General features: G+C 50.6%; 14 protein-coding genes and 1 other annotated feature. Of the genes, 12 read left to right on the forward strand and 2 right to left on the reverse strand.

The annotated features are described in order from the left end of the window. Positions 1-73: 73 nt before the first annotated feature. Positions 74-1,006, reverse strand: a complete 933-nt coding sequence (gene pfkB / locus IP581_RS09880) for a 6-phosphofructokinase II (RefSeq protein WP_193822433.1) — start codon at positions 1,004-1,006, stop codon at positions 74-76. A 291-nt stretch (positions 1,007-1,297) separates the two neighbouring features. Between pfkB and IP581_RS09885 the strand changes: the two genes are divergently transcribed. Continuing rightward, complete coding sequence (locus IP581_RS09885) at positions 1,298-2,053, forward strand: DUF481 domain-containing protein (RefSeq protein WP_086869447.1); 756 nt, start codon at positions 1,298-1,300, stop codon at positions 2,051-2,053. Between the two features lie 265 nt (positions 2,054-2,318). Continuing rightward, the gene (locus tag IP581_RS09890) at positions 2,319-2,534 is read left to right on the forward strand and encodes a YdgH/BhsA/McbA family protein (protein WP_086869445.1); all 216 of its coding nucleotides are present in this window, start codon (positions 2,319-2,321) and stop codon (positions 2,532-2,534) included. Positions 2,535-2,698: 164 nt separating this feature from the next. On the opposite strand, the gene IP581_RS09895 is transcribed toward IP581_RS09890, so the two are convergent. Beyond that, positions 2,699-4,144, reverse strand: a complete 1,446-nt coding sequence (locus IP581_RS09895) for a flagellin N-terminal helical domain-containing protein (RefSeq protein WP_193822434.1) — start codon at positions 4,142-4,144, stop codon at positions 2,699-2,701. A 276-nt stretch (positions 4,145-4,420) separates the two neighbouring features. Here IP581_RS09895 and fumD point away from each other — a divergent pair, with 276 nt between their 5' ends. From fumD to btuC, 10 genes are all read left to right on the forward strand, one after another. After that, positions 4,421-4,633, forward strand: coding sequence for a fumarate hydratase FumD (gene fumD / locus IP581_RS09900; RefSeq protein ID WP_097400003.1), 213 nt, complete (start codon positions 4,421-4,423; stop codon positions 4,631-4,633). A 592-nt stretch (positions 4,634-5,225) separates the two neighbouring features. Then, on the forward strand, positions 5,226-7,154 hold the full coding sequence (thrS, locus tag IP581_RS09905; RefSeq protein WP_193822435.1) for a threonine--tRNA ligase: 1,929 nt from the start codon (positions 5,226-5,228) through the stop codon (positions 7,152-7,154). Positions 7,155-7,157: 3 nt separating this feature from the next. Then, complete coding sequence (gene infC / locus IP581_RS09910) at positions 7,158-7,700, forward strand: translation initiation factor IF-3 (RefSeq protein WP_071908164.1); 543 nt, start codon at positions 7,158-7,160, stop codon at positions 7,698-7,700. A gap of 92 nt (positions 7,701-7,792) precedes the next feature. Next, positions 7,793-7,990 (forward strand): 50S ribosomal protein L35, encoded by a 198-nt coding sequence (gene rpmI, locus IP581_RS09915; protein ID WP_001124225.1) that lies wholly within the window; start codon positions 7,793-7,795, stop codon positions 7,988-7,990. 49 nt (positions 7,991-8,039) lie between these two features. After that, positions 8,040-8,396 carry a 50S ribosomal protein L20 gene (rplT, locus tag IP581_RS09920; RefSeq protein WP_013366084.1) on the forward strand — a complete coding sequence of 119 codons (357 nt, stop codon included), beginning with the start codon at positions 8,040-8,042 and terminating at the stop codon, positions 8,394-8,396. 119 nt (positions 8,397-8,515) lie between these two features. Then, positions 8,516-8,640 (forward strand) — a sequence feature (Phe leader region). Next, positions 8,521-8,565: a pheST operon leader peptide PheM gene (gene pheM, locus IP581_RS09925; RefSeq protein WP_001386830.1), complete on the forward strand. Its 45-nt coding sequence runs from the start codon at positions 8,521-8,523 to the stop codon at positions 8,563-8,565. (Overlaps the previous feature by 45 nt.) A gap of 40 nt (positions 8,641-8,680) precedes the next feature. Then, positions 8,681-9,664 (forward strand): phenylalanine--tRNA ligase subunit alpha, encoded by a 984-nt coding sequence (gene pheS, locus IP581_RS09930; protein ID WP_193822436.1) that lies wholly within the window; start codon positions 8,681-8,683, stop codon positions 9,662-9,664. 14 nt (positions 9,665-9,678) lie between these two features. Continuing rightward, a complete protein-coding gene (pheT, locus tag IP581_RS09935) occupies positions 9,679-12,066 on the forward strand; it encodes a phenylalanine--tRNA ligase subunit beta (RefSeq protein WP_193822437.1) in 2,388 nt (795 codons plus the stop codon). A gap of 4 nt (positions 12,067-12,070) precedes the next feature. Further along, entirely contained in the window at positions 12,071-12,370 is a 300-nt protein-coding gene (gene ihfA / locus IP581_RS09940; protein WP_006820203.1) for an integration host factor subunit alpha, read from the forward strand. A gap of 100 nt (positions 12,371-12,470) precedes the next feature. Continuing rightward, positions 12,471-13,451, forward strand: a complete 981-nt coding sequence (gene btuC / locus IP581_RS09945; protein WP_097400223.1) for a vitamin B12 ABC transporter permease BtuC — start codon at positions 12,471-12,473, stop codon at positions 13,449-13,451. The last annotated feature ends 30 nt before the right edge of the window (positions 13,452-13,481 follow it).

Consider the following 13,481-nt stretch of genomic DNA (forward strand, 5'->3'; position numbering starts at 1 on the left):
GACGGCGAGTGACATTTGTCGACCACCGTAGAGATATTTGATATTTCCCCTTCCAGCCGGAAGGGGAGATATATCAGGCATGGCGCAAATAGTCGTAAATCTTTTGCGTGTCTTCCCGCGCGCACAAGCGAGTACCCTGGTTGATGGTGGCAGCACTCCCGGCGGCGACGCCGAAACGTACCATGTCATCAAAAGGCGCATCTTGTGCAAGTTTGAGCGTCATTGCACCAACCATGCTGTCGCCTGCGCCCACCGTGCTTTGGCTTTTCATCGGTGGCGGTACGACCTGAACACAGGTATCCGCATCCACGCCCAGCGCTCCCTGCGGGCCAAGGGAGACGACTACGCGCAAGGCTTTGCCCGTCTGGACGATCTCCTGCGCGGCTTTGCGCACATCATCAGGCTGGGTGAGCTCTCGCCCCACCAGCGCGCTCAACTCCTTCTGATTGGGTTTTACCAACTCAATATTACCTATGGTCAGCGCGGCCGTCAGTGCCTCGCCCGAGCTATCGACAATGCAGCGAATACCTTGTTTTTGCGCAGCTTTAATTAACTGCGTTAACTTTTCAACCTGGACGCCCGGAGGCAGGCTGCCGCTTATCACCAAAATCGCGCCGCGTTCAATCGTCAGGACTTTTTCTTCTATCTGGCGAAATTCGTCTTCATTCAACGCGGCACCAGGCATAACAAACCGGTATTGCTCACCGCTGGACTCGATATGGACGTGCAGGTTCTGCCGCGTCCAGTCTTGTGTGGCTACGGTAATGGTCGGCACATTTTCGTCCGCCAGTAGTGCAGTGAGATGTTCGCCCGTTGCGCCGCCAGCTGGAAATATTGCCGTTGCTTTCCCTCCCAGATGTGCAATCGCTCGTGCAACATTAATGCCGCCGCCGCCAGGCTCAAATACGGGTGCTGTACAGCGTAATTTACCTTCGGGATAAATTTGTGGCGTCAGCGTCGCACTATCAAGCGAAGGCGCCAGTGTAAGGGTGTATATAGCTGCCATGATGACCTCCTTTTTCTCTGGTTGCTGTAAGCCTGGCACTGTTCAGGCAGAAGGGAAAGGAATTAAGGGCATGATTTCAAAATGATATTGATTAAATGCTCAGTGGGTATTAATAACCAATTTTGCTGTTTTGAGATCCCTCTTATTCAAAAAATCAAATAAGATTTCATTGATATGTTTAAGCGGCCTTTTTATAATTTGTTACCTTTCTTTGGACCGTTGGTCATTGATCCTAATGAAAGTTTCCGGGACCGTGTTGGTCTCTTTTTTTGCTGTTCGGACTCTAAATAAATGAAGCTTTTGAAGACAGTACCCGTGCTTGTGATGGCGGCGGGTGTGTTTGTATCAATGCACGCGTTTGCAGATGATACTGTTTTTACTGTCATGGATGATCCCTCTACCGCTAAAGCGCCGTTTGAAGGCGGTGTAAACGGTGGTTATCTGGCTCAGTCCGGCAATACAAAGAGCTCCTCTTTGACTGCTGATTCCACCTTGACCTGGTACGGCGAGACGACTGCCTGGTCTTTGTGGGGCAACGCCAGCAATACATCGTCAAATGATGTGCGTTCGTCTGAAAAATACGCAGTAGGTGGTCGTAGTCGTTATAACATGACGGATTACGATTACCTGTTTGGCCAGGCGAGCTGGTTAACTGACCGCTATAACGGCTATCGCGATCGCGACGTACTGACGGCTGGTTATGGTCGTCAGTTCCTGAATGGCCCGGTTCACAGCCTGCGCTTTGAATTCGGTCCTGGTGTACGTTATGACAAGTACACCGACGGCAACACGAAAACGACCGGGCTCGGTTATGCTTCCGGCACCTACGCCTGGCAGATGACCGATAACACGAAATTCACCCAGGGTGTTTCCGTATTTGGTGCGGACGATACTACTGTGAACTCGGAAACCGCGCTGAACGTAGCGATTAACGCGCACTTTGCTTTGAAAGTTGCGTATAACCTGACCTGGAACTCTCAGCCACCGTCAACCGCGCCGGATCATACCGATCGCAGAACGACGGTAACGTTAGGCTATAAAATGTAATTCGTTGGGCCGAAAATATCGGCCCATTTTTTATTTGTTAATTTGTGCTCTTTTCATTCCACTATTCATTATTCAATTTCGTTTAAGTATTCTTTTCTCTTCATAATTTCCTCATAATTAATATTTGCGTTACATATTCAGTTTATTTGACACGAATAGATAAATAAATTGACTGTGCAAAAGTGTGATCCAGATCTACACTAACAACACGGGCAAAAAAACGCCCCGCCAGTTATGTTGTTATTCAAGCATGAGAATTTTAATTATGAAAAAAATCAAAACCGCTGCGGTCGCCGTCGTGCTTTCTGCACTCTCGTTTGGCGTTTTCGCGGCTCAGCCTGCAGCAACTGCCAGCCAGACTAACACTAACATCACCAACATTGAAGCGGGTTCCAATATGGTTCCTGTGTCTCAGTCAGCTCAGGGCTCAAATGATAATGCGTTTAACGCGCATACCCTGGTTGCGGGTGAGTGGAACTAAATACATTCTAAGTTAATTCATTAACTTTGAAAAAACCGGATCATGTCGTACCGGTTTTTTGTATTTGTACTGCAATACGGATTCTATGAAATAGGTTATTCAGTTGCGGGCGACAAATGGCTTTGTTATTAAGTGCTGTTATTAAACGTAGCGAAAATACAATGTTAGCTGCGAAGAAGCGCCAGAATATTTTCTGCAGATTGGTTAGCGACTTTTAGTACCATATCCTGGCTCTGCTGTAATATTTGGGCTTTGGCCATCTTGCTGACTTCCAGCGCATAATCTGCATCTTCTATCCTGCTCTTCGCTGCTGCTGTTGCAACGTTTTGTTGTGTCAGTACCGATTTATTCGATTCAAAACGATTAATATACGCGCCATACTGTGCGCGCCAGCCACTTACTTTATCCAGTGCTTTGTCAAGCGCACCCATTGCGACACCTGCCGAGGCGGCGGTTTGCAACGATGTCGCGTTTAATCCCAGGGATTTCACGTCAGCTGGTGTGGTTGGCATGGTTACGGAGTGGATATCATCACCCACGTTCGCGCTGGTCACGACCTCCCACGGGCGACTCTGTTTCGGCGGTTCTGCTGGCGTTATCGTGGGCTTTGGCAGGGTGCCCCAGGTTAAGTTACTGGTAAAAGAGCCACTACCCACGATCATTACCACCAAATCTTCCGTAACGTTATCGATCTTTACGCGCTCAAGTCGGTTTGAACCGTTGCTACCGTCATTGAAAGCGTTGCCCGGTTCGTACCGGTCACCATCGCCGCTATAACCGATAGTCATACCGTTGTAATTTAGCGTCTCGCTACCGTTGAGCGCCCATGTTGCGCCCCCTTCAATCAGCAAAGAATCGTCGTAGGTAGCACCATGCGCAAAACCATTGGCCTCGGTCAGAACACGGCTGGTCGCTTTCGCTGAATCCGTGATGCCGCGGCTTTTCCATGTATAGTCCGGGGCTGTGCCGTTAATTGGTGTCCCGGCCAGGTGTTTGCCGTCGCGCGTGAATAACTGAATATCATCATCGAGTCCCAGTGAATCAATCGTTATAGCAATATTGGTTGAACCGGCAGGGATGTAGGCCAGCGAGACAATGCCTGAACTGTACGAATAATTGGTACCCTGAACCGGAAACTTGACGTTTAGTGGTGGCACATCACCAATCAACTCCGGCGGCAGTTCTGGTGAATCAGTCGCCAACGGGTAGCGTCCAAAAATTTCGGTACTTTCCGAGATTGACTGGATATTGTTAAGAATATTTTGATATTCGTTCTGAATGCTTTGCCGGTCACTCTCGGAGAGGGTGCTATTTCCGGATTGTATGGCCAGGCTTTTCGCCCGGATCAAAAGTTCGCTAACGGTATGCAAACTGCCATCAGCGGTCTGCGCCATACTGATAGCATCATCAAGACCGCGCGCCACAACACTGTCCGCACTGGCGTTAGAACGCATGCGGTTAGCGATAGACTGCCCGGCAGCATTATCATTCGCACCATTAATGCGCAACCCTGATGACAGACGTTCAATGCTTTCCTGAAGCGAGGAGGTCGCTTTTTTTCGGGCGGTGAGGTTCAGCCCGATAAACTCATTATGATTGATTGCCTGCATTACCGTCATTAATTCATTCAGACCGCTAATGAATTAATCATCGGCAACGGGCTGAGTAACTTTAAGGTAAATTCGCAGGCAAATTTAACTTTGTGCAAATGCCTGAAAAAGCGGGAGCGTAAGGAAAAAGCCGTTCAAATCGCTTCTTCACGCGATCAGGGGGAAGCGGCAGTGTACAGTTGTTGGTAACAATATGCTTTACTGACTTTTTACCGATGCAAGCCGCTTTCTTCATAAGGCAGCCTGCTTATCAATACCATCGCTACCGGAGGTGACATGGGGACGTCAAAAGACGAGGCGTTATATGAAGAAATGTGCCGCGTAGTGGGGAAAGTCGTGCTGGAAATGCGCGACCTCGGACAAGAACCCAAACACATTGTTATTGCCGGGGTGGTCAGAACTATGCTGGCTAATACGAAAATTAAGCGCTCCAGCCTAACACAAGAAGCGATGGAAACTGTCATCCGCGCTTTGGGTTATAACGCCTGAAAAAAGCAGGGTGGATATGAGAAAGAAAGGCACGAGCCTTACGTGCCTTTCTGAACAGTCGTGGTTTGTCAAAGAAGGTAGCGTTAGCCACGCCGTTTCTTGTAACGGCCCGGAAGGGCGCGAGACGACTTCATGCTGTGGTGCTTATAAAACGAAAAAATAATGATCGCGAGAAGCGCGAAAATAACAATGGAGTAAAGGATTACCATGCTTTATCAGTAGGTTAGGTGTTAATGGGTAGCCAAATAAACGGCTTGAGATACCGTTATGTCAAGATTCTGGTAAAAAATCAGACAATCCTCAGATTGGGTGCTTGTTTTTGCACCGTTTTCCATGCGGGATCGTAAATCTGCAATAAAGCAGCACTCTTGAGCTATGTCACACTAATCCTTTCAACCCCCTTCGCAAATGTGTACTATTGCCGGGTACTTAACAGCGGCAGGTAAGGGTATCAGATAGGGGTTGAGCTCTACGCTGTACAGATTCCGCAGAGTGAAGCGAGAAAACTTATCATCGCTGCTGTTATATCTTTGATCTCTCATTTTGTATGTGCTCTTTCGTGCGGGGCACCACTGCAAATTAAGGAAATGAAATGCCTGTAATTACTCTTCCTGATGGCAGTCAACGCCATTACGACCATGCTGTTAGCCCAATGGATGTTGCGCTGGATATCGGCCCCGGACTGGCGAAAGCCTGTATCGCTGGCCGCGTCAACGGTGAACTGGTCGATGCAAGTGATGTGATTGATAGCGATGCGAGGCTTGCCATCATCACCGCAAAAGATGAGGACGGACTGGAAATTATTCGTCACTCCTGCGCGCATCTGTTAGGTCATGCGATTAAGCAACTTTGGCCCAACACCAAAATGGCTATTGGTCCGGTTATTGATAACGGTTTTTACTATGACGTTGATCTTGACCACACGCTGACCCAGGAAGATATCGACGCGCTCGAAAAGCGTATGCATGAGCTCGCCGAAACAAACTACGATGTCATCAAGCAGAAAGTAAGCTGGAAAGAGGCGCGTGAGACGTTTGTTAAACGCGGTGAAAGCTATAAAGTTTCCATCCTTGATGAAAATATTGCCCATGATGACAAGCCTGGCTTGTATCATCATCAGGAATACGTCGACATGTGCCGTGGTCCGCACGTGCCGAATATGCGTTTCTGCCATCACTTCAAATTGATGAAAACCGCAGGTGCCTACTGGCGCGGCGACAGCAATAATAAAATGCTGCAGCGTATCTATGGCACCGCGTGGGCAGATAAAAAAGCGCTGAACGCGTATCTGCAACGTCTGGAAGAAGCGGCAAAACGCGATCACCGTAAAATCGGTAAGCAGCTCGATCTGTATCATATGCAGGAAGAAGCGCCGGGTATGGTGTTCTGGCATAACGATGGCTGGACTATCTTCCGTGAACTGGAAACTTTCGTCCGTTCTAAGCTGAAAGAGTACCAGTACCAGGAAGTGAAAGGCCCGTTCATGATGGACCGTGTGTTGTGGGAAAAAACCGGCCACTGGGACAATTACAAAGATGCCATGTTTACGACTTCTTCTGAGAACCGTGAATATTGCATCAAGCCGATGAACTGCCCGGGTCACGTACAGATCTTTAACCAGGGCTTAAAATCTTACCGCGATTTGCCGTTACGTATGGCAGAGTTCGGTAGTTGCCATCGTAACGAGCCGTCAGGTGCGCTGCATGGCTTAATGCGTGTACGCGGCTTCACTCAGGATGACGCCCACATCTTCTGTACAGAAGAGCAGGTGCGTGATGAAGTGAACGCTTGTATTCGTTTGGTCTACGATATGTACAGCACCTTTGGCTTCGAGAAGATCGTCGTCAAACTCTCCACTCGTCCGGAAAAACGTATCGGCAGCGACGAGATGTGGGATCGTGCTGAGGCGGACCTGGCTGTGGCGCTGGAAGAGAATAATATCCCGTTTGAGTATCAACTGGGTGAAGGCGCATTCTACGGTCCGAAAATTGAATTTACCCTGTATGACTGCCTCGATCGTGCATGGCAGTGCGGTACTGTCCAGCTGGACTTCTCCTTGCCGTCTCGTCTGAATGCCTCTTATGTTGGCGAAAGCAACGAGCGACAAGTTCCAGTGATGATTCACCGTGCAATTCTTGGTTCTCTGGAGCGCTTTATCGGCATCCTGACTGAAGAATTCGCAGGTTTCTTCCCAACCTGGCTTGCACCCGTGCAGGTAGTTGTGATGAACATCACTGATTCGCAGGCTGAATACGTTAACGAATTGACCCGTAAACTGCAAAATGCGGGCATTCGTGTAAAAGCAGACTTGAGAAACGAGAAGATTGGCTTTAAAATCCGCGAGCACACTTTACGTCGTGTCCCTTATATGCTGGTTTGTGGTGACAAAGAGGTCGAAGCCGGCAAAGTTGCTGTGCGTACCCGTCGCGGTAAAGACCTGGGTAGCCTGGACGTAAATGGTGTTATCGAGAAGCTGCAACAAGAGATTCGCAGCCGCAGTCTTCAACAACTGGAGGAATAAGGTATTAAAGGCGGAAAACGAGTTCAAACGGCGCGTCCCAATCGTATTAATGGCGAGATTCGCGCCACGGAAGTTCGCTTAACAGGTCTGGAAGGCGAGCAGCTTGGTATTGTGAGTCTCAGAGAAGCTCTGGAAAAAGCTGAAGAAGCCGGGGTCGATTTAGTCGAAATTAGCCCTAACGCCGAGCCGCCCGTATGCCGTATAATGGACTACGGCAAGTTCCTCTATGAAAAGAGCAAATCTTCTAAGGAACAGAAGAAGAAGCAAAAAGTTATTCAGGTTAAGGAAATCAAATTCCGACCTGGTACAGATGAAGGCGACTATCAGGTAAAACTCCGCAGCCTGATTCGCTTTCTCGAAGAGGGCGATAAGGCCAAAATCACGCTGCGTTTCCGCGGTCGTGAGATGGCCCACCAACAGATCGGTATGGAAGTGCTTAATCGCGTGAAAGAAGATCTGGTTGAACTGGCAGTAGTCGAATCATTCCCAACGAAGATCGAAGGCCGTCAGATGATCATGGTGCTTGCTCCGAAGAAGAAACAGTAAGGCCATCAAGTAATTAAACCTGTGGGCCACAAGCTCACGGGTTTAGTTCGCCTTTGTTTCGTTTATTAACAATGCGAAGTGGAAGTTAAAAAATGCCAAAAATTAAGACCGTACGCGGTGCTGCTAAGCGCTTCAAAAAAACCGGTAAAGGTGGTTTTAAGCATAAGCACGCTAACCTGCGTCATATTCTGACCAAAAAAGCTACCAAGCGTAAACGTCACCTGCGTCCGAAAGCCATGGTTTCTAAAGGCGATCTGGGCCTGGTAATCGCGTGCCTGCCGTACGCATAAGTCGTTAACCTTTTAACTTTTTTAAGAATATAGATACAGGAGAGAGCATATGGCTCGCGTAAAACGTGGTGTGATTGCACGTGCACGTCATAAGAAAATTTTGAAACAAGCTAAAGGTTACTACGGCGCGCGTTCACGCGTTTACCGTGTTGCCTTCCAGGCTGTTATCAAAGCTGGTCAGTACGCTTATCGTGACCGTCGTCAGAAAAAGCGTCAGTTCCGTCAACTGTGGATTGCACGTATCAACGCAGCAGCACGTCAGAACGGTATTTCTTACAGCAAATTCATCAACGGCCTGAAAAAAGCCTCTGTTGAAATCGACCGTAAGATCCTGGCTGACATCGCAGTATTCGACAAAGTGGCATTCACTGCCCTGGTTGAAAAAGCGAAAGCAGCTCTGGCGTAAGCCAGTTTAAGAGAGGGAGCTTAGCTCCCTCTTTTGCTTTAACATTATCAATGCATTGACTTTTTGCCGTGATGCGCTTTCAATAAGCCATCGCCGCCACTTACCCTGTTAAGGTAACGCAAGCATGAATGCTGCTATTTTCCGCTTCTTTTTTTACTTTAGCACCTGAACCCGGGAGGCTAGCGCGTGAAAGAAGAAACGGAAAACAGCGCCAGAAAGCCTCCCTTGTGGAGGCTTTTTTTGTATCTGCCGCTTGTAAATATCGTCACATAACGAGGAAAACCATGTCACATCTCGCAGAGCTGGTTGCCAGTGCGAAGGCAGCCATTAACGATGCTTCAGATGTCGCCGCGCTGGACAACGTACGCGTCGAATACCTGGGCAAGAAAGGGCACCTGACCCTTCAGATGACCACCCTGCGTGAGCTGCCGCCAGAAGAGCGCCCGGCTGCGGGTGCGGTGATCAACGAAGCAAAAGAGCAAGTGCAGCAAGCGCTGAACTCGCGTAAATCGGAGCTTGAAAATGCGGCATTAAATGCACGCCTGGCCGCTGAAACGATTGATGTGTCGCTGCCGGGTCGCCGCGTGGAGAATGGCGGTTTACATCCGGTGACTCGCACTATTGACCGCATCGAAAGCTTCTTCGGTGAGCTTGGCTTTACTGTCGCCACTGGTCCGGAAATCGAAGATGATTATCATAACTTCGATGCGTTGAACATCCCGGGTCACCATCCGGCGCGTGCTGATCACGACACCTTCTGGTTTGACGCCACCCGTCTGTTGCGTACCCAGACTTCAGGCGTACAGATCCGCACAATGGAAAATCAGCAGCCGCCGATCCGCATTATTGCGCCGGGCCGCGTATATCGTAACGACTACGACCAGACGCACACCCCAATGTTCCATCAGATGGAAGGGCTGATTGTTGATAAAAATATCAGCTTCACCAATCTGAAAGGTACGCTGCATGACTTCCTGCGTAACTTCTTTGAAGAAGATTTGCAGATCCGTTTCCGCCCGTCCTATTTCCCGTTTACTGAGCCCTCGGCGGAAGTGGATGTAATGGGTAAAAACGGTAAATGGCTGGAAGTGCTCGGTTGCGGCATGGTGCATCCGAATGTACTGCGTAACGTCGGTATTGATCCGGAAGTTTACTCAGGCTTTGCATTTGGTATGGGTATGGAGCGCCTGACGATGCTGCGTTACGGTGTCACCGATTTGCGCGCATTCTTCGAAAACGATTTGCGTTTCCTCAAACAGTTTAAATAAAGGCAGGCAAAACAATGAAATTCAGTGAACTGTGGTTACGCGAATGGGTTAATCCGGCCATTGATAGCGAAGCGCTGTCCGGGCAAATCACCATGGCGGGTCTTGAAGTCGACGGTGTTGAGCCGGTTGCCGGTGCGTTTCATGGCGTGGTCATTGGCGAAGTGATGGAGTGCGCTCAGCACCCGAACGCCGACAAACTGCGCGTAACGAAAGTAAACGTAGGCGGTGAGCGCCTGCTGGACATCGTCTGTGGCGCGCCAAACTGCCGCCTTGGGCTCAAAGTCGCGGTCGCCACTGTCGGCGCGGTACTGCCGGGCGATTTCAAAATCAAAGCAGCAAAACTGCGTGGCGAGCCTTCGGAAGGTATGCTCTGCTCGTTCTCCGAGCTGGGTATTTCTGACGATCATAACGGCATTATTGAACTGCCAGCAGATGCGCCGATCGGCACCGATATCCGTGAATATTTAAAACTGGATGACAACACCATCGAAATCAGTGTGACGCCGAACCGTGCAGATTGCCTCGGTATCATCGGTGTGGCGCGTGATGTTGCGGTGCTCAATAAATCTCCGCTGACCGCGCCGGAAATCGTACCTGTTGCCGCGACTATCGCCGATACGCTGCCGATCACCGTGGAAGCGGCAGAGGCTTGTCCGCGCTACCTTGGCCGTGTCGTGAAAGGTATCAATGTCAAAGCGCCAACCCCTCTGTGGATGAAAGAGAAGCTGCGCCGTTGCGGCATTCGCTCGATTGATGCCGTAGTGGACGTGACCAACTACGTTCTGCTGGAGCTGGGGCAGCCGATGCATGCGTTTGACCGCGACCGTCTGGATGGCGGCATTGTGGTGCGTATGGCAAAAGAGGGCGAAACCCTGGTGCTGCTGGACGGTAATGAAGCCAAACTGAACGCAGATACGCTGGTGATTGCTGACCATAGCAAAGCGCTGGCAATGGGCGGTATCTTCGGTGGTGAGCACTCTGGCGTGAACAGTGAAACGCAGAATGTGCTGCTGGAATGTGCTTTCTTCAACCCGCTGTCAATTACTGGTCGCGCGCGCCGTCACGGTTTGCATACTGATGCTTCCCACCGTTATGAGCGTGGTGTCGATCCGCAACTGCAATACAAAGCGATGGAACGCGCCACCCGTCTGCTGCTTGATATCTGTGGCGGTGAAGCCGGCCCGGTGATTGATGTCACAAACGAAGCCACGCTGCCGAAACGCGCGACCATCCGTCTGCGCCGTAGCAAGCTGGATCGCCTGATTGGTCATCATATTGCCGACGATCAGGTCAGCGATATTTTGAACCGTCTGGGCTGTGAAGTGACTGAAGGCCAAGATGAGTGGCTGGCGGTTGCCCCGAGCTGGCGTTTCGACATGGAAATCGAAGAAGATCTGGTCGAAGAAGTCGCCCGCGTCTACGGCTACAACAATATTCCCGATGAGCCGGTGCAGGCTGGCCTGATTATGGGCGAGCATCGCGAAGCGAACCTGTCGATGAAGCGTGTTAAAACCATGCTTAATGATAAAGGCTACCAGGAAGTCATTACTTACAGCTTCGTCGATCCGAAGCTGCAGCAACTGATTCATCCGGGCGAGGAGGCACTGATCCTGCCAAGCCCGATTTCCAGCGAAATGTCGGCGATGCGCCTCTCTCTGTGGACCGGTTTGCTCGGTACTATCGTTTATAACCAGAACCGTCAGCAGAGCCGCGTGCGTATTTTCGAAACCGGCCTGCGCTTTGTGCCTGATACGCAAGCTAATCTTGGCATCCGTCAGGATGTGATGCTGGCGGGTGCGATCTGCGGTAACCGTTATGACGAGCACTGGGATCTGGCGAAAGGAAGCGTCGATTTCTTCGATTTAAAAGGCGATCTTGAGTCCGTGCTGGAACTTACAGGTAAACTTTCCTCCATTGAGTTCCGCGCGGAAACGAATCCTGCACTGCACCCGGGCCAATCGGCAGCGATTTATCTGAAAGATAAGCGCATTGGTTTTATTGGTGTTGTTCATCCGGAACTGGAACGTAAGCTTGATCTGAATGGCCGCACACTGGTATTTGAACTGGAGTGGAATGCGCTTGCAGACCGCGTGGTTCCTCAGGCTCAGGAGATTTCACGCTTCCCGGCGAACCGTCGTGATATCGCTGTCGTGGTCGCAGAAAATGTGCCTGCAGCAGATGTTTTGGCCGAATGTAAGAAAGTTGGCGTAAATCAGGTAGTTGGCGTAAACTTATTTGACGTGTACCGCGGTAAGGGTGTAGCGGAAGGGTATAAGAGCCTTGCCATTAGCCTGATCCTTCAGGATACCAGCCGTACACTCGAAGAAGAGGAGATTGCCGCTACCGTTGCCAGATGTGTAGAGGCATTAAAAGAGCGATTCCAGGCATCATTGAGGGATTGAACCTATGGCGCTTACAAAAGCTGAAATGTCAGAATATCTGTTTGATAAGCTTGGGCTTAGCAAACGGGACGCAAAAGAGCTGGTAGAGCTGTTTTTCGAAGAGATCCGTCGTGCTCTGGAAAACGGTGAGCAGGTAAAACTTTCCGGCTTTGGCAACTTCGATTTGCGCGACAAAAATCAACGTCCGGGTCGTAATCCAAAAACGGGCGAAGATATTCCCATTACAGCCCGGCGCGTGGTGACCTTCAGACCCGGCCAGAAGTTAAAGAGCCGTGTCGAAAACGCTTCGCCCAAAGCTGAATGATATGAACTAATTAAAAAGGCCGCATCGCGGCCTTTTTTCTTTTCAGCATCCGGCATCAACCTTAGAATCAGTGGCCTTGCTGACCAATAAAACGGAAAACATGCTGGCATACGCTCATCTTCAACAGCAACGCAACCGCCGCTGGCTGGGTGGCTTGCTGCTGCTTTTACTCTTCGCGCTGCTGTTCAGTCTCTGCGCGGGCGATCAATGGATTTCTCCCGGCGCCTGGTTTACACCGGATGGGCAACTGTTTGTCTGGAAAATTCGTTTGCCGCGTACGCTGGCGGTGTTGTTGGTTGGCGCTGCACTGGCGTTGTGCGGTGCGGTGATGCAGGCGCTATTCGAAAACCCGCTTGCGGAGCCTGGATTGCTGGGCGTCTCTAGTGGTGCCGGCGTTGGGCTCATTGCTGCTGTATTGCTGGGTGGCGGATTGCTGCCTGGCTGGGCGCTGGGCGTTTGTGCGATCGCCGGGGCGCTTGTTGTGACGCTGATCCTGCTGCGTTTCGCGCGTCGCCATATCTCAACCAGTCGTTTGCTGTTGGCTGGCGTCGCGTTGGGTATTATCTGTACCGCATTGATGACCTGGGCCGTCTATTTCTCTTCTTCCTTCGATTTGCGCCAGCTAATGTACTGGATGATGGGCGGTTTCGGCGGGGTAGATTGGCAACAAAGTTGGCTGATGGCGGCGCTGGTGCCTGTCATCATTTGGGTCTGTTTCCAGTCACAGCCACTGAATATGCTGGCGCTGGGAGACATTTCCGCGCGCCAGTTAGGGTTACCGATGTGGCTATGGCGAAACGTGCTGGTGGTAGCCACGGGCTGGCTGGTAGGCGTAAGCGTCGCGCTGGCGGGTTCAATTGGTTTTATCGGTCTGGTCATTCCCCATATCTTACGTCTGTGCGGTTTGACCGATCATCGGGCATTGCTGCCAGGCTGCGCGCTGGCAGGGGCGGTGGCGCTGTTATTTGCCGATGTGATAGCGCGTCTGGCACTCAGTGCGGCCGAGTTGCCAATAGGCGTCGTGACCTCGACGCTGGGCGCGCCGATATTTATCTGGCTATTATTGAGAGCCGGGCGTTGAGCCCGCAAACCATAACATTCATTAAGGTGA

Origin of the sequence: Kosakonia pseudosacchari, assembly GCF_015167415.1 — a bacterium.
GTDB classification, from domain to species: Bacteria; Pseudomonadota; Gammaproteobacteria; order Enterobacterales; family Enterobacteriaceae; genus Kosakonia; species Kosakonia pseudosacchari.

Excerpts from the sequence above, each read along its gene's own strand:
- pfkB (WP_193822433.1), bottom strand. The coding sequence starts at position 1,006 with ATGGCAGCTATATACACCCTTACACTGGCGCCTTCGCTTGATAGTGCG.
- IP581_RS09885 (WP_086869447.1), top strand. The coding sequence starts at position 1,298 with ATGAAGCTTTTGAAGACAGTACCCGTGCTTGTGATGGCGGCGGGTGTG.
- IP581_RS09890 (WP_086869445.1), top strand. The coding sequence starts at position 2,319 with ATGAAAAAAATCAAAACCGCTGCGGTCGCCGTCGTGCTTTCTGCACTC.
- IP581_RS09895 (WP_193822434.1), bottom strand. The coding sequence starts at position 4,144 with ATGCAGGCAATCAATCATAATGAGTTTATCGGGCTGAACCTCACCGCC.
- fumD (WP_097400003.1), top strand. The coding sequence starts at position 4,421 with ATGGGGACGTCAAAAGACGAGGCGTTATATGAAGAAATGTGCCGCGTA.
- thrS (WP_193822435.1), top strand. The coding sequence starts at position 5,226 with ATGCCTGTAATTACTCTTCCTGATGGCAGTCAACGCCATTACGACCAT.
- rpmI (WP_001124225.1), top strand. The coding sequence starts at position 7,793 with ATGCCAAAAATTAAGACCGTACGCGGTGCTGCTAAGCGCTTCAAAAAA.
- rplT (WP_013366084.1), top strand. The coding sequence starts at position 8,040 with ATGGCTCGCGTAAAACGTGGTGTGATTGCACGTGCACGTCATAAGAAA.
- pheS (WP_193822436.1), top strand. The coding sequence starts at position 8,681 with ATGTCACATCTCGCAGAGCTGGTTGCCAGTGCGAAGGCAGCCATTAAC.
- pheT (WP_193822437.1), top strand. The coding sequence starts at position 9,679 with ATGAAATTCAGTGAACTGTGGTTACGCGAATGGGTTAATCCGGCCATT.
- ihfA (WP_006820203.1), top strand. The coding sequence starts at position 12,071 with ATGGCGCTTACAAAAGCTGAAATGTCAGAATATCTGTTTGATAAGCTT.
- btuC (WP_097400223.1), top strand. The coding sequence starts at position 12,471 with ATGCTGGCATACGCTCATCTTCAACAGCAACGCAACCGCCGCTGGCTG.